At 64.3% G+C, this 18,695-nt stretch carries 24 protein-coding genes; 14 read left to right on the forward strand and 10 right to left on the reverse strand.

Annotated features, from left to right (window positions below):
- Positions 1 to 4: 4 nt before the first annotated feature.
- The 3 genes from VGT77_RS13085 to VGT77_RS13095 all read right to left on the reverse strand — a co-directional run bounded on the left by VGT77_RS13085 (position 5) and on the right by VGT77_RS13095 (position 1,769).
- Positions 5 to 580, reverse strand: coding sequence for a TerD family protein (locus tag VGT77_RS13085; protein WP_327463276.1), 576 nt, complete (start codon positions 578 to 580; stop codon positions 5 to 7).
- A 149-nt stretch (positions 581 to 729) separates the two neighbouring features.
- Complete coding sequence (locus VGT77_RS13090) at positions 730 to 1,260, reverse strand: DUF177 domain-containing protein (RefSeq protein ID WP_327463278.1); 531 nt, start codon at positions 1,258 to 1,260, stop codon at positions 730 to 732.
- Positions 1,257 to 1,769, reverse strand: a complete 513-nt coding sequence (locus VGT77_RS13095) for a ubiquinol-cytochrome C chaperone family protein (protein ID WP_327463280.1) — start codon at positions 1,767 to 1,769, stop codon at positions 1,257 to 1,259. Before VGT77_RS13095 ends, VGT77_RS13090 begins: the two co-directional genes overlap by 4 nt.
- A 105-nt stretch (positions 1,770 to 1,874) precedes the next feature.
- Here VGT77_RS13095 and VGT77_RS13100 point away from each other — a divergent pair, with 105 nt between their 5' ends.
- The 8 genes from VGT77_RS13100 (at position 1,875) to VGT77_RS13135 (ending at position 8,902) form a co-directional block, all read left to right on the forward strand.
- Entirely contained in the window at positions 1,875 to 2,357 is a 483-nt protein-coding gene (locus tag VGT77_RS13100) for an outer membrane protein assembly factor BamE (protein WP_327463282.1), read from the forward strand.
- A 116-nt stretch (positions 2,358 to 2,473) separates the two neighbouring features.
- The gene (locus VGT77_RS13105) at positions 2,474 to 3,856 is read left to right on the forward strand and encodes an MATE family efflux transporter (protein WP_327463284.1); all 1,383 of its coding nucleotides are present in this window, start codon (positions 2,474 to 2,476) and stop codon (positions 3,854 to 3,856) included.
- Positions 3,857 to 3,925: 69 nt separating this feature from the next.
- Positions 3,926 to 4,369: a response regulator gene (locus VGT77_RS13110; protein WP_327463286.1), complete on the forward strand. Its 444-nt coding sequence runs from the start codon at positions 3,926 to 3,928 to the stop codon at positions 4,367 to 4,369.
- A 42-nt stretch (positions 4,370 to 4,411) separates the two neighbouring features.
- Positions 4,412 to 4,846 (forward strand): MarR family winged helix-turn-helix transcriptional regulator, encoded by a 435-nt coding sequence (locus tag VGT77_RS13115; protein ID WP_327463288.1) that lies wholly within the window; start codon positions 4,412 to 4,414, stop codon positions 4,844 to 4,846.
- A 49-nt stretch (positions 4,847 to 4,895) separates the two neighbouring features.
- The gene (gene hppD / locus VGT77_RS13120; RefSeq protein WP_327463290.1) at positions 4,896 to 5,942 is read left to right on the forward strand and encodes a 4-hydroxyphenylpyruvate dioxygenase; all 1,047 of its coding nucleotides are present in this window, start codon (positions 4,896 to 4,898) and stop codon (positions 5,940 to 5,942) included.
- A gap of 124 nt (positions 5,943 to 6,066) precedes the next feature.
- The gene (hmgA, locus tag VGT77_RS13125) at positions 6,067 to 7,338 is read left to right on the forward strand and encodes a homogentisate 1,2-dioxygenase (protein ID WP_414713418.1); all 1,272 of its coding nucleotides are present in this window, start codon (positions 6,067 to 6,069) and stop codon (positions 7,336 to 7,338) included.
- Positions 7,339 to 7,442: 104 nt separating this feature from the next.
- Complete coding sequence (locus tag VGT77_RS13130; RefSeq protein ID WP_327463294.1) at positions 7,443 to 8,450, forward strand: fumarylacetoacetate hydrolase family protein; 1,008 nt, start codon at positions 7,443 to 7,445, stop codon at positions 8,448 to 8,450.
- A gap of 92 nt (positions 8,451 to 8,542) precedes the next feature.
- On the forward strand, positions 8,543 to 8,902 hold the full coding sequence (locus tag VGT77_RS13135; protein ID WP_327463296.1) for a Rieske (2Fe-2S) protein: 360 nt from the start codon (positions 8,543 to 8,545) through the stop codon (positions 8,900 to 8,902).
- On the opposite strand, the gene VGT77_RS13140 is transcribed toward VGT77_RS13135, so the two are convergent.
- From VGT77_RS13140 to VGT77_RS13150, 3 genes are all read right to left on the reverse strand, one after another.
- Positions 8,892 to 9,617: a metallophosphoesterase family protein gene (locus tag VGT77_RS13140; RefSeq protein WP_327463298.1), complete on the reverse strand. Its 726-nt coding sequence runs from the start codon at positions 9,615 to 9,617 to the stop codon at positions 8,892 to 8,894. The two genes, VGT77_RS13135 and VGT77_RS13140, sit on opposite strands and share 11 nt — an antisense overlap.
- A complete protein-coding gene (locus tag VGT77_RS13145) occupies positions 9,604 to 9,834 on the reverse strand; it encodes a hypothetical protein (protein ID WP_327463300.1) in 231 nt (76 codons plus the stop codon). Before VGT77_RS13145 ends, VGT77_RS13140 begins: the two co-directional genes overlap by 14 nt.
- 131 nt (positions 9,835 to 9,965) lie before the next feature.
- The gene (locus tag VGT77_RS13150; RefSeq protein WP_327463302.1) at positions 9,966 to 10,214 is read right to left on the reverse strand and encodes a hypothetical protein; all 249 of its coding nucleotides are present in this window, start codon (positions 10,212 to 10,214) and stop codon (positions 9,966 to 9,968) included.
- A gap of 361 nt (positions 10,215 to 10,575) precedes the next feature.
- On the opposite strand from VGT77_RS13150, the gene VGT77_RS13155 reads away from it, so the two are divergent.
- Positions 10,576 to 11,346, forward strand: a complete 771-nt coding sequence (locus VGT77_RS13155; RefSeq protein WP_327463304.1) for a PEPxxWA-CTERM sorting domain-containing protein — start codon at positions 10,576 to 10,578, stop codon at positions 11,344 to 11,346.
- Here the strand turns inward: VGT77_RS13155 and VGT77_RS13160 are convergent.
- Positions 11,343 to 11,954: a hypothetical protein gene (locus VGT77_RS13160; protein WP_327463305.1), complete on the reverse strand. Its 612-nt coding sequence runs from the start codon at positions 11,952 to 11,954 to the stop codon at positions 11,343 to 11,345. The genes VGT77_RS13155 and VGT77_RS13160 overlap by 4 nt on opposite strands.
- Entirely contained in the window at positions 11,954 to 13,138 is a 1,185-nt protein-coding gene (locus VGT77_RS13165; protein WP_327463306.1) for a zinc-dependent alcohol dehydrogenase, read from the reverse strand. The genes VGT77_RS13160 and VGT77_RS13165 overlap by 1 nt, the downstream gene beginning before the upstream one ends.
- Before the next feature lie 222 nt (positions 13,139 to 13,360).
- Here VGT77_RS13165 and VGT77_RS13170 point away from each other — a divergent pair, with 222 nt between their 5' ends.
- On the forward strand, positions 13,361 to 13,594 hold the full coding sequence (locus tag VGT77_RS13170; RefSeq protein ID WP_327463308.1) for a hypothetical protein: 234 nt from the start codon (positions 13,361 to 13,363) through the stop codon (positions 13,592 to 13,594).
- 198 nt (positions 13,595 to 13,792) lie between these two features.
- Here VGT77_RS13170 and VGT77_RS13175 read toward each other — a convergent pair whose 3' ends face one another.
- Positions 13,793 to 14,650, reverse strand: coding sequence for a metal-dependent hydrolase (locus tag VGT77_RS13175; protein WP_327463310.1), 858 nt, complete (start codon positions 14,648 to 14,650; stop codon positions 13,793 to 13,795).
- Between the two features lie 97 nt (positions 14,651 to 14,747).
- Here VGT77_RS13175 and VGT77_RS13180 point away from each other — a divergent pair, with 97 nt between their 5' ends.
- Both VGT77_RS13180 and obgE read left to right on the forward strand, forming a co-directional pair.
- Positions 14,748 to 15,329, forward strand: a complete 582-nt coding sequence (locus VGT77_RS13180) for a helix-turn-helix domain-containing protein (RefSeq protein WP_327463992.1) — start codon at positions 14,748 to 14,750, stop codon at positions 15,327 to 15,329.
- Positions 15,330 to 15,411: 82 nt separating this feature from the next.
- Positions 15,412 to 16,461 (forward strand): GTPase ObgE, encoded by a 1,050-nt coding sequence (gene obgE / locus VGT77_RS13185; RefSeq protein ID WP_327463312.1) that lies wholly within the window; start codon positions 15,412 to 15,414, stop codon positions 16,459 to 16,461.
- 6 nt (positions 16,462 to 16,467) lie between these two features.
- On the opposite strand, the gene VGT77_RS13190 is transcribed toward obgE, so the two are convergent.
- Entirely contained in the window at positions 16,468 to 16,986 is a 519-nt protein-coding gene (locus tag VGT77_RS13190; RefSeq protein ID WP_327463314.1) for a Pycsar system effector family protein, read from the reverse strand.
- 82 nt (positions 16,987 to 17,068) lie between these two features.
- Here VGT77_RS13190 and VGT77_RS13195 point away from each other — a divergent pair, with 82 nt between their 5' ends.
- Positions 17,069 to 17,311, forward strand: coding sequence for an acyl carrier protein (locus VGT77_RS13195; protein WP_327463316.1), 243 nt, complete (start codon positions 17,069 to 17,071; stop codon positions 17,309 to 17,311).
- Between the two features lie 108 nt (positions 17,312 to 17,419).
- Positions 17,420 to 18,685 (forward strand): serine palmitoyltransferase, encoded by a 1,266-nt coding sequence (gene spt / locus VGT77_RS13200; protein ID WP_327463318.1) that lies wholly within the window; start codon positions 17,420 to 17,422, stop codon positions 18,683 to 18,685.
- The last annotated feature ends 10 nt before the right edge of the window (positions 18,686 to 18,695 follow it).

Below are 18,695 nucleotides of genomic sequence, written 5' to 3' on the forward strand. Positions count from 1 at the left end.
CTGACTAGATGCTGACGCCGTAGGACTGGGCAAGCGGGCCCAGTCCGCCGCGAAAGCCCTGGCCGACCGCTTTGAACTTCCATTCGCCGGAATGGCGGCACAGCTCGCCGAAGATCATCGCCGCCTCGACCGATGCGTCCTCCGACAGGTCGTAACGTGCAATCTCCCGCCCGCCATCCTTGTTCAGCACGCGGATGAAGGCGTTGCTGACCATGCCGAAATTCTGGTTGCGGCCCTCGGCGTCGTGAATGGTGACGGCAAAGCTCAGTTTCTGCACGTCGGCGGGCAGCCGCTCCAGATCCACCATCACGACCTCGTCATCGCCCTCGCCGTCACCGGTCAGATTGTCGCCCTGATGCTCGACCGCACCGCCGGCCCCCTGCTTGTTGTTGTAGAAGACGAAATCGGCGTCGGACCTGACCTTGCCGGCTTCGGTCAGCAGGAAGACGCTGGCGTCGAGGTCGAAGCCCTGGCCGTCCGTGACGCGCGCGTCCCAGCCGAGCCCGACATGCACATGGCGCAGCCCCGGCGCTTCCTTGCTGAGACTGACATTGCCGCCCTTCGCCAGAGATACCGCCACGCCCGTCCCCCTTTGCTCGTACCGGCGAACTTCCGGCCCGGCGCGAGGCTAGGAGTGGGTGATCGACCGACGCAATCCGGGGAATGATCCAAAATGGTTGGAAACGACTCTACTCAACGGGTGTGCGCATAGTCCGCCGATCGAGGACCCTAGCTCTTGCCGCCGAGCTTGTCCTTCAGCGCCTGAAGTGCCGCGAAGGGGCCTGCTTCCGCCGCTTCACCCAAGCCCGCTTCGCGGAGCGCCTCGTCGGCCCGGTCCGAGCGAGGGAATGGGTCGAGCGCAAGCGCCAGGGTTTCGGCCGCGACTTCGCCGAGGTCGATCTGATTGCCTTCGATAGGAAGCGTGTCGCAATCCTCGGCGCTCAGCTCCACCTCTTCTTCGCTCGGTCGGGTATAAGCATTCGGCACAAACCGGACGGAGAAGGGCGCCCGCACCTCGGCTGGCATCGGTTCGCCGGTCACCACGCAGCTTTGCACCACGGCAGCATCGACTTGCCCGTCGGCATGGATGACGCCGGCGCGGCGGGCGAGCTTCACCCGCGCGCTCAGCCGGTCGATCTGCTGCAGGCGGAAGCGGCCGGCCAGCTTGCGTCGCTCATCGGCATCAGCGCCGATCTCGACCTCGCGCGGCGCCTCGTCGATCGTATCGGCAGCAAAGGTCCGGGAGAATTCGGGTGTCATGGCAGCCTGCCCGCAATGATCGAATCGGCGGACGCGGCGTGCAGACCCAGATAGAGCGCGCGCAACCGCTCCGCCGCATGATCCAGCGCAGCGGCGGGCGGCTCGGTTCCGCGGTACAGGTTGCGAACGAGCGCCGCCTCGAAGGTTCCGGTCCGCAGACCGTCGCGATAGGCGCCGATCCGGCCGCCCAGGGCGCCCATCATCCGGCCGATATGCTTGCCCACCACCATATCGCCGATGCCGATCTCGCGCAGCTGGCTATCCATGTCGGATACGAACAGCTCGACCAGCCAGGCAACGTTCTGGCGCTGCTCCGCCTCCAGCTCCAGTCGCGCGATGACCAGCGACAGGCAGGCGGCGATCATCTCGAAGCGACCGTCGATGGTGTCGGGAACGCCGCCCTGTTCGTACCAATGCCGCTCGCGGCCTAGCGCGATCACCGCATTGTAGAGCGGCCGCACGGCTTCGTTCGCGTCGCGCCGGCCGAACAAGCGGTCAAAGAAGGACATCAAGGCTCCGTTCAGGGTGCCGCGCGCTTGTGCACGGCGTGCGCCAAGCATATTGAAGCGGCCGTGGCCAAGTGCAATGCTTGCCCGCCCATCCGGGAGAGTGGAATGAGTTTGTTGAAGCGGCGCGTTGCGTTGGGCGCCGCCCTTGCCGGGACACTGGTCGCGACCGGCGGCTGCTCGCGCGTCGTCGGCCATCAGGGCTATCTGCTCGACACGCAGCTCGTCTCGACCGTGCAGCCGGGCGTCGACAACAAGGCGTCGGTGCAGCGGACGCTCGGCCGGCCAAGCTTCACCGGCCAATTCAGCGACAGCGATTGGTACTATGTCGCCCGCGATACCCGTCAGTTTGCCTTCGGGTCCCCGCGCCCAGTCGCACAAACGGTGCTGCACGTGCAGTTCGATCCGGCGGGCAATGTCGCCAATGTCCGGCAGCTCGGCCTGGGCCAGGTCGCATCGATCGATCCGGTGAACGCCAAGACGCCGACGCTCGGCCGCAAGCGCGGCTTCTTTGAAGACCTGTTCGGCAATATCGGTCGGGTCGGCTCGATCGGCGGCGGCGCGCAGCCAAGCGACAATACCGGCGGCTAAGTCCTGCTCCCCGAGCGCAGGGGTCATCATCTATATCAGAGCGCAATCGGGCCCCGGGCTCCGCAGGGGAACGGGGTGGTTGCCGTCCAGCGGATCGGCTATGCGCGCCGGCTCCCATGCATGCACCCCTGCCCCCGAAAGCCCAGCCGTGGCGTGAGGAAGCCGCTGCCACCGCCGCGCTGGCGGGGCCGCTTATCCTCACCAATGTGGCGCAATCGGCGATCAACGCCACCGATGTGGTGCTGCTCGGCTGGCTGGGCGCGACCCAGCTCGCCGCGTCCTCGATCGGCATCAACCTCTATATCGCCTTCCTGATCTTCGGCATGGGCCTCGTCATGGCCGCCTCGCCGATCTTGGCGCGGCAGCTCGGCCGGCGGCGTCACAGCGTCCGTGAAGTCCGGCGCACCGTGCGCCAGACCATGTGGGCGGCGGCCACTATCACCGTCCCGACCTGGCTGCTGCTCTGGCAGGCGGAACCGATCCTGCGGCTGCTCGGGCAAGAGCCCGCGCTGTCGGCGCAGGCCGCGGTGTTCGTACGTCCGCTCATGTTCGGCTTCCTGCCGGCCCTGCTCTATCTCGTTCTGCGGGCCTTTGTTGCCGCGCTGGAGCAGCCCAACTGGGCGCTCGCGATCAGCGTTGCCGGCGTGATCGCCAATGCGCTGATCAACTATGTGCTGATCTTCGGCGCGGGGCCGATCCCGCAGCTCGGGCTGTTTGGCGCCGGGCTGGGCAGCGCGCTGACGCAGACGCTGATGTTCCTGGGCATGGCCGCGGTCGTGATGCTCCACCCGCGCTTTCGGCGTTACCGGCTGTTCGGACGCTTCTGGCGCGCCGACTGGCCGCGCTATGTGGAGGTGTGGCGGCTCGGTCTGCCGATCGCGCTGACGCTGTCGCTTGAAGTGACCCTGTTCATCGCGGCGGTGTTCCTGATGGGACTGATCGGAACCACCTCCATCGCCGCACACGCCATCGCGATACAAATCGCGTCGCTGACGTTCATGGTGCCGCTGGGGCTCAGCCAGGCCGTGACGGTGCGCGTCGGCCTGGCCTATGGCCGGGGCGATCCAATCGGCATCACGCGCGCGGGCTGGACGGCCTTCACGATGGCGATCGCCTTTATGGCGGCGATGGCGCTGGTGATGTTCGCCATTCCTGAGGCGCTGGTCCGGCTCTTCCTGGACGTGAAGCTGCCGGAGAACCAGGCAGTGCTGCCGCTGGCGGTGTCGTTCCTCTATCTGGCGGCCTTGTTCCAGGTGTTCGACGGCGCCCAGTCGGTCGGTGCAGGCATGCTGCGCGGTCTCCAGGACACGACCGTGCCGATGATCTTCGCCGGCTTCGGCTATTGGGTGATCGGCATCGGCACGGCGGTGTGGCTCGGCTTCGGCCTGGGCTGGGAAGGCGTCGGCATCTGGATCGGCCTGGCCGCAGGTCTGGCTGTCGTCTCGGTGCTGATGCTCTGGCGATGGAGCCGGCGCGAGCGAATGGGGTTAACACCATAGCCAGCTTAACACATCGGTAAGCTTTCAGGGACAAACGTGAAATCAGCACGTTAGATGCTGAGGTCGTTTATGCGTATTGTTCGGGTTCTGGTTGTAGACGACTCCGTCACCATCCGCGCGATGATGCGGCAGGTGCTTGAAAGCGATCCGGAAATCCGTATCGCTGGCCTCGCCGGAAGCGCCGACGAAGCCGACCGCATGCTCGAAGACCATCTGGTCGACGTGATCACGCTCGATGTCGAAATGCCGGGCCGCAGCGGCCTCGACTATCTGCGGGACCTGCGCAAGCGGCGGCCGACGCCCGTGATCATGCTGTCCAGCTACACCGCGCGGGGCGAAGAAATGCGGGCCAAGGCGCTGCTGGAGGGCGCGTCGGGTTGCTTCAACAAGGCCAATGCAATGCGCGAAAAGGACCGGCTGATCCAGCTGGTCAAGGATGCCGCGCACCGGGAAGCCCGGCTCGACCGCGACGATTCCGCGGCCCTCGAAGCGATGCGCGCCGCCGCCGAATAAGCCGGGGTTTGATCGGAGGAGCGGCATCGTCATAGTGAGGCGGTGCTGCGCCTTGATGCCTTTCTCCCCTACCAGCTCTCGATCGTTTCGAACGCCGTCAGCGGCGTCATCGCCCGCACCTATGAAAGCCTGTTCGGCCTGCGAATCCCGGAATGGCGGCTGATCGCAGTGCTGGCCGAGGAGGAGGGACTCACGCAGCAGGCTTTGGTCGCCCGCACCGAGATGGATAAGATGACCGTCAGCCGCGCCGCCCAGGCACTGGTCACGCGCGGACTCGTCAGCCGCGGCGCGCATGGCAGCGACCGGCGCTCCAATGCGCTGGCCCTCACCGACGAAGGACGCGCTCTCTATGCGCAGATCTCGCCCAAGGCATTGGAACTGGAACAACGGCTGCTCCAGTCGATCGGCGAGCGGGAGCTGAAGCAGCTCAAGGCGACGCTCGAAAAGCTCAAGGCGGCGAGCGATGCGTTGCGCTGATTGGTAACATCTGTTACTAACTGTCTTCGCCACGTCGAAGGAGTGAGTGATGAGCGCCGACAACCCGCTGGGCCTGAACGGTTTCGAATTCGTCGAGTTCACTTCGCCCGATCCGGAGGCGATGGCGCGGCAGTTCGAGCAGCTCGGCTTTGTCGCCAGCCATAAGCATCCGCGCAAGAACATCACCCGCTACAAGCAGGGCCGCATCAACCTGATGCTGAACCGCGACGAGACTGGCCGCGTCGCCGAGTTCCGCGCGGCGCACGGCCCCTCCGCCAGCGCCATGGCCTTTCGCGTCGCCGACCCGGTCAAGGCGCTCGAATGGGCGCTCGCTCATGGCGGCCAGCGCACGGAGGAGGAGGACACCTGCATCCTCGGCATCGGCGGCTCCTATCTCTATTTCATACAGGACGGCAGCGACCTCTACGCCGATTGGGAAGAGATTCCCGGCTGGCAGCAGGCGGAGGCGGAGAATAATGTCGGCCTCGACCTGCTCGACCACCTGACCCACAATGTGAAGCGCGGCCAGATGCGGGTCTGGAGCGAGTTCTACCGCGAGCTGTTCGGCTTCGAAGAGCAGAAATATTTCGACATCAAGGGCCAGGCGACCGGACTGTTCAGCCAGGCGATGATCGCACCCGACCGGGCGATCCGCATTCCGTTGAACGAGAGTCAGGACGACAAGAGCCAGATCGAGGAGTTCATCCGAGAATACAAGGGCGAAGGCATCCAGCACCTCGCGCTGACCACGCCCGACATCTACGACACGGTCGAGCGGCTCCGCGCCCGCGGCGTCAAGCTGCAGGACACGATCGAGACTTATTACGAGCTGGTCGACAAACGCGTCCCTGGCCATGGCGAGGATCTGGAGCGGCTCCGCAAGAACCGCATCCTGATCGACGGTTCGGTCGAGACCGGCGAAGGCATTCTGCTGCAGATCTTCACCGAGAATATGTTCGGCCCGATTTTCTTCGAGATCATCCAGCGCAAGGGCAATGAAGGTTTCGGCAACGGCAATTTCCAGGCGCTGTTCGAGAGCATCGAGCTCGACCAGATCCGTCGGGGCGTGATCAAGGTCGAAGAGCCGGCGGAGTGACACTGAGCTTCCGTTCGTTTCGAGCGAAGTCGAGAAACGTTCGGCTCGGAGCATGCGCTTCTCGACTTCGCTCGAAGCGAACGGAGTTTATGTGAACATCGAAACGCAGATTACCGCCGCCCCGCTGACCGGCTTCGGCAACCACTTTGCCACCGAGGCGGTGCCCGGTGCCCTGCCAGTCGGCCGCAACAGCCCCCAGAAGGTGCCGTTCGGCCTCTATGCCGAGCAGCTCTCCGGCTCGGCCTTCACTGCTCCTCGCACCGAGAATAAGCGCAGCTGGCTGTACCGGCTCCGACCCACGGCGAGCCACAAACCCTATCGCGCCTACGAAGGTGCAAGGCTCCTCCGCTCCGGCCCTTTTGATGAAGTGCCGCCCAGCCCGAACCGCCTGCGCTGGGATTCGCTGCCCCTTCCCGCCGAGCCGACCGACTGGGTGGATGGGCTCGTCACCTATGGCGGCAATGGCGACGTCGCGACGGGCGCCGGCATCGCCATCCACCTTTATGCGGCTAATCGCTCGATGGAGCAGCGCGTCTTCTACTCGGCCGATGGCGAGCTGCTGATCGTGCCGCAGCAGGGCCGCGTCGGCTTTGCAACGGAGCTGGGCCGCCTCGACCTTGCGCCGGGCGAGATTGGAGTGATCCCGCGAGGCGTGCGATTCCGCGCCGAGCTGCCCGACGGCGCTGCACGCGGCTATGTTTGCGAGAATTACGGCGCGCCCTTCAAGCTGCCGGACCTCGGCCCGATCGGTGCCAATGGCCTCGCCAATCCGCGCGACTTCGAAACGCCGCAAGCCTGGTTCGAGGACCGGGACGGCAGTTTTGAAGTGGTGCAGAAGTTTCAGGGCCGCCTGTGGGCTTGCGATCTCGACCATTCGCCGCTCGACGTGGTCGCCTGGCACGGCAACCTCGCGCCCTACAAATATGATCTCGCGAGGTTCAACACGATCAACACCGTCAGCTACGACCATCCGGATCCATCTATCTTCACCGTGCTGACCTCTCCGAGCGAGATCGCCGGCACCGCTAATTGCGACTTCGTAATTTTCCCGCCGCGCTGGATGGTGGCGGAGGACACGTTTCGCCCGCCGTGGTTCCACCGCAATGTGATGAGCGAGTTCATGGGGCTGATCCACGGCGCCTATGACGCCAAGGAAGGCGGCTTCGCGCCGGGCGGCGCCTCGCTCCACAACCAGATGGCGGGGCACGGGCCCGACCTGGCATCTTGGGAGAAGGCAACCACCGTGGAGTTGGCGCCGCACAAGATCGAGAACACCATGGCCTTCATGTTCGAATCGCGCTGGGTGATCCGCCCCACGCGCTGGGCCACGGAGACGGAACTCTGCCAGCTCGACTATGACGATTGCTGGGCGGGGTTCCCGAAGGCGAGCGTCTGAGCCACGAACTCCGTTCGGGCTGAGCTTGTCGAAGCCCTGCTTTTCTTTACGGACCCAAGAACAAGAACAGGCCTTCGACAAGCTCAGGCCGAACGGAGTGTGGGATGAAGCTAGCCAGCCTGAAATCCGGCCGCGACGGCCGTCTCGTCGTCGTCTCCCGCGACCTGCATTACTATGCGGACGCCGCGCACATCGCGCCGACGCTGCAAGCGGCGCTGGACGATTGGGATCACGTCGCGCCCAAGCTCCAGCTGCTTGCGACCGACCTTGAGCATGAGGCGATTCCGCGCGAGCGTTTCCACGAGCGCGAGGCCGCCGCGCCGCTGCCGCGCGCCTATCAGTGGGCGGACGGCTCGGCCTATGTGAATCATGTCGAGCTGGTGCGCCGCGCGAGAGGCGCGGAAATGCCGGCGAGCTTCTGGACCGACCCGCTGATGTACCAGGGCGCGTCTGACAGCTTCCTCGCGCCCCGCGATCCGATCCCGCTCAAGGACGAGAGCTGGGGCTGCGACATGGAAGGCGAAGTCTGCGTGGTCACCGGCGACGTGCCGATCGGCGCCGACCGCGAGGCCTGCCTTGCCGCCATCCGCCTGGTCGGCCTCGTCAATGACGTGTCGCTGCGCAACCTTATCCCCGGCGAGCTCGCAAAAGGGTTCGGCTTTTTCCAGTCCAAGCCCGCATCGACCCTGTCGCCGGTGCTGGTGACGCCGGACGAACTCGGCAGCTATTGGCGGGACGGCAAGCTGCACCGGCCGCTGCTGGTCGAGCTGAACGGCCAGTCTTTCGGCAAGGCCGATGCCGGCACAGACATGACCTTCGATTTCGCCACGCTGATCGGCCATGTCGCGAAGACGCGGGAGCTCGGCGCCGGCTCCATCATCGGATCGGGAACCGTATCCAACAAGGATGCGGACGGCGGGCCCGGCAAGCCGGTCAGCGAAGGCGGCCTCGGCTATAGCTGCATTGCCGAAATCCGCATGATCGAGACGATCAACGAAGGCGCACCGAAAACCCCCTTTCTGCGCCACGGCGACCGGGTGCGGATCGACTGCCACGACGATCACCACCACAGCATCTTCGGCGCGATTGAGCAGGAAGTGGTTCCGGTTTGACCTCAACGCATCCGTTCGCTTCGAACGCAGTCGAGAAGCGTGATCGACATCCCACGCGTTTCTCGACTTCGCTCGAAACGAACGGTGTTTGATTGGACCGTCTGACCTCTACTCCTGCCGGCGTCACGCTCTGTGCGCTGGCCGATCTGCCGGATCCGGGCGCGCGGAACTTTGTGCTCGAGATCGGCGACAAGCGCTTCCATGGCTTCGTCGTCCGGCGCGGCGACACGGTGACGGGCTATGTCGATAGCTGCCCGCATATGGGCCTGCCGCTCGCGAAGCGGCTCGACGAGTATTTGACCGCGAGCGGCGAGCTGATCGAGTGCAGCTGGCACGGCGCACTGTTCCGGCCGGAAGACGGGCTATGCGTTGGCGGACCTTGCCAGGGGCACAGCCTCAAGCCCTGGCCGGTAGAAGTCGTGAACGGCCTGGTGAAAACCGCTAGACCGTGAACAGCGCATAGGGCCGGCCGAATTTCGGGCCGACCACATGCTGCGCGACGTTATAGACCGGAATGCCGCGCATCGTCTTGCCCTCGTAAGAGCCATGGTGCGCATGACCGTGCACCGCCAGCTTCACATGCTCGAACCGGTCAATGGCATCGGCCAGCCGCGCAGAGCCGAGATAGGGGAAAATCTCGATCGGCTCGCCTTCGAGCGTCTGCGGAATAGGGGCATAGTGGAGAACGGCGACCGACCGGTCGGTCCGCAGCGAGCGTAGGCCGTTCTCCAGCTTGCGTGCCTCATTGTTTGCCTCGTCGACGAAGGTCTTGACCGCCGCTTCCCCGAAGGGCGCCAGTTCGCCGCGGCCGAAACCGCCGAGGAACCCCTTCACGCCCGCGAAACCCACCCCTTCGATCACCACAGCCTGCTCGTCGAGCACCGTCATCCCTGCCTGGTGGAGGATGCGCGCGACATTCTCCGGCTGGCCACATTCGAAGTCGTGATTGCCGAGCACGCCGACCACCGGCTTGGAAGCGCATCGGATATCCTCGGCAAGCGACTCGGCCTCGGGCGTCTTGCCGAAATTGGTCAGGTCGCCGGCGAGGACGATCACGTCCGCCTGGTCGGACATCTCGCGGAACAGTGCGGCATATTGCCCCTTTGACGTTTCGGTCACGTGCAGGTCGCCGATCGCGGCGATGATGATCGTCTCAGTGGTGCTCATAACGTTTTTCCAGATTGCCGAAGGCTTCCGAAAAGCCCCATTCGGCGACGTCGGTCTGATAATCGTGGGGCGAGAAGATGCGGCCGCGACAGACTTTCACGCCGGGGGCCGGCATCTCCATCGGCGCCTGCAGCCGCTCCAGCAACTCGTCCATCAGCCAGCGCGGGATCAGGTCGCGCTCGCTCGGATAGATAAAGCGGAAGTTGAGCAGAGCCATCAGCAGCACTCCCAATAGAGCTCCAGATGGTCGAGCAGCCGCCGCCAGTCGATCTCGCCATGCTTCTTCAGGATCACATGCGCGACATCGGCGCCGTCATAGCGGTACCGGTCCTGGACGAAGATCTTCGATCAGATGAACTCGGTCGGCGGTACCAGCCGCACGATGGTGTCGTAAACCTCCGCGCGCGGTGCCCCGATGAACCACTCGTCGTTGATCGGCGTGCCCGAGGTCGGGCTGTTGAAAAGCACGTCCATGAACAGCTCGCCCCGGGTCACGCGCGCGAGCCAGCGCTCATCGACCATCTCGACGGATACGCCCTGCTCCTTGAAATAGGCGAGGATCTTCAGCGCGTCACTCGGCTTGGCGAAGACGTCCATCCTTGGTCGGCCGTAAGATGCCGGTGTAGCAGGACAGCGCATAAGTTCCCGACAACAGGAAAGGGTGACCGGACTGCGCGATCAGCCGAAGGCACTCGGCATAGAAGTCTTCCCGCTCAGGCGGTACCCGCAGCTCTGTCGAATGTAGGGTGTCGCCCTGCGCCATGGCCGTGGAACGGTGGGCTCATGCCGCTTGTTCCGCGTTCAGGACCAGCGAACAACTGTGCCAGAATCGCACAATCACCTCAAGACGGCTCCGCCTCTCTTCGTGTTGATCGAAAGATCGGCTATAGTTAATTGCCGCTAGGCGCCGGTGAATGTGTAACTAGGCACAATGTTGTTTGCAATCGGGGGGTTGCGTATGAGAATCGCTGTTCTTGCCTGTGCGGCGTCATTGTCGCTGGGTTTGGGATCCACGCTGCCGGCACAGGCTGCGGTAACGCTCATGCCCGTGACGTTCGACTTCACCAACGGCAACAACAGCAATGTTCAGGACGGCAATGCGCGCTTCTACAGCGCCACCTCTCCGGTCTGGGGCGTGTTCAACTTGAGGGTTACCGCTTGGAGCCTGGAGACGAATGCGATGGGTGTGTTCGTCCGCGACTCCAAGCTGATGGCCTATAGCGGCGGCCTGGGCGTGATCTCGGGCGACGATGGCGATGGCAGCCAGAACCGGCACAGTATCGACAATAACGGTCGCAAGGACTTCATTCTGCTGCAGTTCAACCGGCAAGTCCGGCTGACTTCGGCCACCTTCAACACCTATAGCGTCATGGGCTCGGGTAGAGACAGCGACGCAACCATCCGCCATGGCACCACCGCCCTGCCCTGGAACCAGCCGTTCGCGATTGACAACAAGCCGGTTGCCCAGCTGAATGCCCTCTTCACAGGCAGCTGGTCGTCGCCGGTGAGCACGAGCGGGAACAGCATTCGCAATCCGAACCCGCAGCTCAAGAGCGGCAATCTCTGGCTGATCGGCGCCGACTTCACCAACAGCGACCGGCGCATCGACGGCTTCAAGCTGGCGTCGATCACGGTCATTCCCGAGCCGGCAACCTGGTCGATGATGATCGGCGGCTTCGCTCTAGCCGGAACGGCGCTACGCCGCCGGACGGTGCGGGTTCTCGCTTAGCCGGTCGATACGGGCGACTGAGCCGCGTCGGTCTCCATCCGATCGGGCGCGGTCCCGCTTCCACTCTTGCCCCCGCCGCCCGAGTGGCGGTCGTCACGCGCGTCATGGTGCGCAACGGCGGGGCCGCGTTCCTTCTTCTGCCGGTAATAGCCCCGCGACGCCTCGATGCCCTTGGGCAGGCCTGACCGGTCGCTGTAATCGGCGGGCGGCGGACGCTCGCCGCCGCGCTTGCTCATCAGCGTCGCCGCGAATGCGTCCAAGGCAGCGATACCCGCGACAGCGCCGATGCCGATCAGCGCATTGCGCTTCGCATCCTGCCGGTCCGACCGCGCGCCGAAGGCCAGAGTGGCCATGTCGAGCACGTCGCCGCCCACCCGCGACCAGAGCGCCGGCTGCGGATCGGCCGAAAGCGTACCGATGCCCGACGCAATCTCGCGCGCTCCAAAAGCGCGCAGCAGGCCTTCCTTGCCTTCGAGGCCGAAGGTCTTCGCGATCTTCCCCGGCGCGATCAGCTCGGCGACGCCGAGTCCGAGCGAGAAGAGCCCGATCCCGCGCACCAGCGCATCGGCTCCGGTCAGCGAACTGTCCTTGCCATATTTGAACGCCATCACGCCGCCTCCATCTCGGGCTTCAGCATCACCTTGATGCAATTGTCCTTCCGGCTTTCGAACGTCGGGTACATGGCCGGGCCGTTCGACAGCGGCGCGGTGTGGGTGATGACGAAGCTCGGGTCGAGGGCGCCATCCTCGATCAGCTCGATCAGCTCGTCGGTCCAGCGCTTTACGTGCGTCTGACCCGTGCGGATCGTCAGCCCCTTGTTCATCGCCGCGCCGAACGGCACCTTGTCGAGCACGCCGCCATAGACGCCGGGCACGGAGAGGATGCCGCCGGGCCGGCAGAGCAGCATCATTTCGCGCAGCACGTGGGGCCGGTCGGTTTCCATCATCATCGACTGTTTCGCGCGGTCGTACAGATGCTCGGGCGTGATCTGGGAATGCGCCTCGAGGCCCACGGCGTCGATGCATTTCTGCGGACCCTTGCCGTCGGTCAGCTCGTCAAGCCGTTCCTTGACGCCTTCTTCGCCCGGATTGATCGTGATCGCCCCCGCGGCGGCGGCCATGCTCAGCCGCTCGGGCAGAAAGTCGATTGCAACGACCTGTTTCGCACCCAGCAGGATCGCCGACCGGATCGCCATCTGGCCGACGGGACCGGCGCCCCAGATCGCGACCGTATCGTCCGGCTCGATGTCACAATAGACTGCAGCCTGCCAGCCAGTGGGCAGAATGTCCGTAAGAAACAGCGCCTGCTCGTCGGGAATGGAGTCGGGCACCTTGATGTGCGTGTGATGCGCAAAGGGCACGCGCAGATATTCGGCCTGCCCGCCGGAATAGCCGCCGGTCAGATGCGTATAGCCGAACAGCCCGGCGGTGCTTCGGCCGAATGCGGCTTCCGCAAGCTTCGCCTTGCGGTTGGTCGTCTCGCAGACAGAGAAGTTGCCTTTTCGGCACTGTTCGCACTCGCCGCAGGTCATCTGGAAAGGCACCGCGATGCGGTCGCCGACCTTCAAGGCTCTGTTGTCCTTGCCGACTTCGACCACCTCACCCATCGTCTCATGGCCGACAATGTCGCCCGGCATCATGCCCGGCATCAAGTTGTGGAACAGGTGCAGGTCGGAACCGCAGATCGCGCAGCTCGTCACCTTGATGATCGCGTCGCGCCCGTCTTCGATCTCCGGATCAGGAACGCTTTCGTAGCGGATATCCTGTTTGCCGTGCCAGACCAGAGCCTTCATGCGCCATCTCCTGCGTTCGAGCCGACAACGACAGGAGCAGGACGACGTTGCATTCCGCACCGGGCCTGAAATGATCCGTGAGGCAGTCAGTGTAGCAGAATCACCACAGTCCCGCGGAAAACCCGCACCCCGATTGCCTTTGACTTTCGACTCGCTAAAGGAGGGTCGAGTGAGTGGGACATCCCACGCACCCAGACTTTGTGCCGTTCAGGGAGGCAATGAATGTTCAAGCGTGGTTTGATTGCGGCGGCCGCTGCCGCCAGCCTGGTTGCGGCTCCGGCCGTTGCGCAGAGCAGCGCGTCGAAGCTGTCGGTCGCGTCGTCGGTCCGTTCGGGCGCGGCAGTCGAAGGCAATGAACTCGCCGGTGGCGCCCTGATCGGCGTGCTGGTGTTCGTCGCCGCCGTTGCGATCATCTACTTCGTCGCCGAAGAGAATGACGAGTCCGAGAGCGCCTAAGCTCTTCGTCAACTGATATGGAAAGGGCCGGGTCTCCAAGGAGGCACCGGCCCTTTCTTTTGCGCGCGGCGCACTGACCTTCTCAGACCCACTTCTCGTCGCCCCGGCTTGCGTCGGGGCAAGGCTGCCTCTGGGACAAGCAAGAGAGAAGAAGAAGACTTGGCCCGGATCAGGTCCGGGCCGACGTAAGAAGGGGGCCTATTCCGCCGCGGTGGCGAGCCGCGCATCCGCATAGTCGCTGTCGGCCAGGCTGATCAGCGCGCGATCGTCATGGTTCCACGGGTGAAAACCCGGCAGGAAGAAGGACAACCAGGCGGGCAGCGCGCGCCGCACAAGGCCGGGGCTGACGAACAAGTGGCGGAGCAGACCGAAGCGCGCTTTCCAGCCGGTAATGCCGTCCTGGCGCAGCAGCTCCATCGATCCCGCCCAGCGCTTGGTCCAGAAGCGGTAGGAGACGAGCAGCATCATGATGCTCTTCACCTTCCACCTTTTCCAGCGCGACCAGTCGCGCGTGGCGTGCAGCCAGGTGTCGTAGGCGACGCCCTTATGCTCAATCTCCTCGACCGCATGCCACTTCCACATGGCGACGCTTTCGGCGTCCGCCCTTGACCAATAATGCTGATAGCGCAGCATAGTTTGAGCCAAGATGGCCGTATAATGCTCCAGCGCCATGGTGACGGCGAGGTTCAGGATCTGCGGCCGCCCCTTGGTCAGAGCCAGCGCCTCCTCGACATCCCTTTCGAGCTTCGCCACGTCATAGCCGGCATCGACCACGCGCTTGTTGAAGGCGACATGCTCGCGCGTGTGCATGACCTCCTGCATCACGAACGCCCTGATCTCCGCCTCAAGCTTGGGAGGCACCCCGTCGCGGTGCGCCTTCACGCTTTCGATGAAAAAAGCCTCGCCTTTCGGGAAGGTCACGGACAGCGCGTTGTGGAAAGCGGTCGCATAGGGATCGCCGCCATACCACCAGCGCTGTTGCACGCTGCCGCGACCGAAGCGGCGGTCACGCGGCGTGATGGTCAGGTCGGCCGGGGTCTTTGCGGCAAGCTGCATGAGTCGCGTCTCCTGTCTCATCCACTCAGCACATACTGACATGAATGTCAATATGCTGCAGCTTCCGTCTGCCGCTTCGACCGGCTATTATCCTTGCATGTCGCTCGCCAAACGCCGTCTTTCTCCGGAAGCGAGCCGCTCGGCCGCGCTGCAGGCCGCCCGCGACCTGCTGATCGAAGCGGGGCCGCAGGCTGTCACCCTGAAAGCCGTCGCCACACGGATGGGCCGCACGCACGCCAACCTGCTGCATCATTTCGGCTCAGCCGCCGGACTGCAACAGGCCTTGATGACCACGATGGCCGAACGGATCACGGAGCAGATCGAGGCTGCGGTGCTGAAGGCGCGATCGGGCGACGGCGACCAGCGCACGGTCGTCGACATGACCTTCGACGCATTCGAGCGTGGCGGCGGCGCCCTCGCTTCATGGATGATCCTGTCGGGCAACGACAATGCGCTGGACCCGGTGCTCGGCGCCATTCACCGGCTCGTCGACCGGCTCGGCGAAGGCCATGAAGACACCGACGTCCACAAGGAAACGCTTAATCTCGTGCTGCTAGCGCTCGGCCACGCACTGTTGGGTGAGCAGATGGCGGCCGCTCTTGGTCTGCCCCCGGAAACAGCGCGCGAGATGGCGCATCAGCAGCTCTCCGCTTCCATCGCGCAGCGTGGGCGTGGCTGACGCCGCAGCAAAGCCGCGCCGTCGGCCGGTCGGGCCTTGAAAGCCTCGCTTTAGCTGCCTTAAAGCGTTAGGCGCGCCCGACATGCACTTCCTCGACCAAGCCAAGATTTTCGTCCGTTCGGGCGCCGGCGGCCCCGGCGCGGTCAGCTTCCGGCGCGAAAAGTTCATCGAATATGGCGGCCCTGACGGCGGCAATGGCGGCAAGGGCGGCGACATCGTCTTCGAAGCGGTGGCTGGCCTGAACACGCTGATCGACTTCCGCTACACCCAGCATTTCCGGGCGCCGCGTGGACAGGGCGGCTCGGGCAGCAACAGGACGGGCGCCGGCGGCGACGATCTGGTCATCAAGGTGCCGGTGGGCACCCAGATCCTCGCCGATGACGAAGAGCGGACCCTGCTCGCGGACTTGACCGAAGTCGGTCAGCGGATCGTTTTCCTGCGCGGCGGCGACGGGGGGCGCGGCAATGCCAGCTACAAGACCTCGACCAATCGCGCGCCGCGCCAGCATGGCAGCGGCTGGCCCAGCGAAGAAGCGTGGGTGTGGCTACGGCTGAAGCTGCTGGCCGACGCAGGGCTGGTCGGCCTGCCCAATGCCGGCAAGTCGACCTTCATCAATGCGGTCACCAACGCCCAAGCGAAGGTCGGCGAATATGCCTTCACCACCACCCGGCCACAGCTCGGCGTAGTGCGCCACAAAGGCCGCGAGTTCGTCATCGCCGACATTCCTGGGCTGATCGAAGGCGCCGCTGAAGGGGCCGGCATCGGGGACCGCTTCCTTGGCCATATCGAGCGCTGCCGCGTGCTGCTCCACCTGGTTGACGCCAATGACGAAAGCGTCGCCGACAGCTACCGGGTCGTCCGCGACGAGCTCGACGCCTATGGCGCCGGATTGGCCGACAAGCCGCAAGTGCTCGCGCTCAACAAGATCGACACGCTCGACGACGAACTGATCGCGGCCTTGTCGGCCGAGCTGGAGGAAGCGAGCGGCATGCCGGTCATTCCGATCTCCGGCGCGGCGGGGATCGGGGTCGATTGGGTGCTGGACCAGCTGCTCGAAGCGATTGGGCCGGAAGCCGGACGGGTCAGTGACGACGACAATGTCGAAGACACGATCGAGTGGTCGCCGATCTGACCGTCGCTACAACAAGTTCAGCCGGTCCGCTCCGAAGGTGATCACCGTCGCCACCATGCCAAACAGGAAGGTGCGGTAGGCCAGCGCCAGATATCGGTATTTCTTGCGCTTCAGCACCGATCCGTTCTGGTAGATGTCGCGCGCCATTGTTCGATAAACGTCCTCCTCGTCGGCGAGGTGCGCCACCAGCTTTTCGATATATTCCTCCTGGTCGAGCTCAGTGAAGGAGCCGAAGAAGAGCAGATTGAGCGGAGCGCCGGCTTTTGGCTTCACCGCCGGGAGCACCGCCATCACCGCGAAAGCGGCGGAGAGCAAAGCGAAGCCGGCGAGCACCAGCATCTCAGGCGCGACAAGGCCCTTGGACGTCTGGTTGAGCGTGATGGTGAACACCACGAAGGTCGCGCCCATCAAGATGCTCGCCTTGTGGTCAGCCATGGCGGAGAGCTGGACCTGGATCTGCTGGGTCGTCCGGATCAGGTGAATGGCGTCGGGAGCGTAACGTTTCGGAATGGCTTCGTGAGGCAAGTCGGTCCCCTGTGTCTTGGGGCTGCCACCCTTCAGCCGCATTCGCTTGGCAAGGCGCGCCCGAGCGCATTAGGGACCGGCTATGTCCAATCGTCAAGAAATCGAAACTACCGTCCACCGGCTGATTGAACCGTTCAACAAGAAGGGCGTGGCGCTGACCGACGCAACAACCTTCGCGGGCGACCTGGAGTGGGACAGCCTGACGGTCATGGACTTCGTCGCTGCGGTGGAGGACGAGTTCGACATCATCATCACGATGAACATGCAGGCGGAGATCGAGACGGTCGGCCAGTTGGTCGATGCCGTGGGAAAATTGCGCGCCTAAACTTTTCACCCGGTTTGGGCTGAGCTTGTCGAAGCCCTTTCTTCAGGGCCGGAAAGAACAAGGAAGGCCTTCGACAAGCTCAGGCCGAACCGTGTTGAGGTACATAAGATGACGGACAGTCTCCAGACCGCCGACGCGCCCCGCGTCGAAACCGCAGCACCCGCCGGCGACCTGATGTCCAAGTTCGATGGGCTGATCGCGGAGCGCCAGGCGCTGCTCGACAGCGGCGTGCGCGATCCGTTCGCCATCGTCATGGAGCAGGTGCTTTCGCCGACCGAGGCGATCATCAAGGGCAAGAAGACGACCCTGCTCGGCACCTACAATTATATGGGCATGACCTTCGACCCGGACGTGATCGCGGCGGGCAAGGAAGCGCTCGAGACCTTCGGCTCCGGCACCAATGGCAGCCGCATGCTCAACGGCACCTTCCAGGACCATATGGAGGTGGAACAGGCGCTGCGCGATTTCTACGGCACCAGCGGCGCGATCGTGTTTTCGACCGGGTACATGGCCAATCTGGGCATGATCTCCACATTGGCCGGCAAGGGCGACTACATCATCCTCGACGCCGACAGCCATGCGTCCATCTATGACGGCTGCAAGCAGGGCTATGCCGAGATCGTCCGCTTCCGCCACAACTCGGTGGAGGACCTCGACAAGCGCCTCGGCCGCCTGCCGCCGGAAGCCGGAAAATTGGTCGTGCTCGAAGGCGTCTATTCGATGCTGGGCGACGTCGCGCCGCTGAAGGAAATGGTCGCCGTCGCAAAGAAATATGGCGCCATGGTGCTGAGCGACGAAGCCCATTCGATGGGCTTCTTCGGCCCGAACGGCCGCGGCGTTTATGAGGAGCAAGGACTGGACGGAGAGGTCGACTTCATCGTCGGCACTTTCTCTAAGTCAGTCGGCACGGTGGGCGGCTTCTGCGTGTCGGACCACCCGAAGTTCGAGGCGATCCGCCTCGCCTGCCGGGCCTATATCTTCACCGCTTCGCTGCCGCCCTCGGTCGTCGCAACCGCGGCCACCTCGATCCGCAAGCTGATGCATGCACATAATAAGCGCCAGCATCTGTGGGAGAATGCGCGCACGCTGCACGGAAACCTGAAAACTCTGGGCTTCAAGCTCGGCACCGAAACGCCGCAATCGGCGATCATCGCTGTGATCCTGCCGACCCAGGAGGAAGCGGTCGGCATGTGGCAGGCGCTGCTCGAGCAGGGACTGTACGTGAACATGGCCCGGCCGCCCGCAACGCCGGCGGGCATGTACCTGCTCCGCTGCTCGCTCTGCGCCGAACATAGTGCCGAGCAAGTGGCTCAAATCACTGAAATGTTTGCCGCGGCAGGCCGTGCGGTGGGTGCGATCCCCCGGCAGGGCTAGACAGGACCTG

Origin of the sequence: Sphingomonas sp., assembly GCF_035944535.1 — a bacterium.
Lineage (GTDB): Bacteria > Pseudomonadota > Alphaproteobacteria > Sphingomonadales > Sphingomonadaceae > Sphingomonas_B.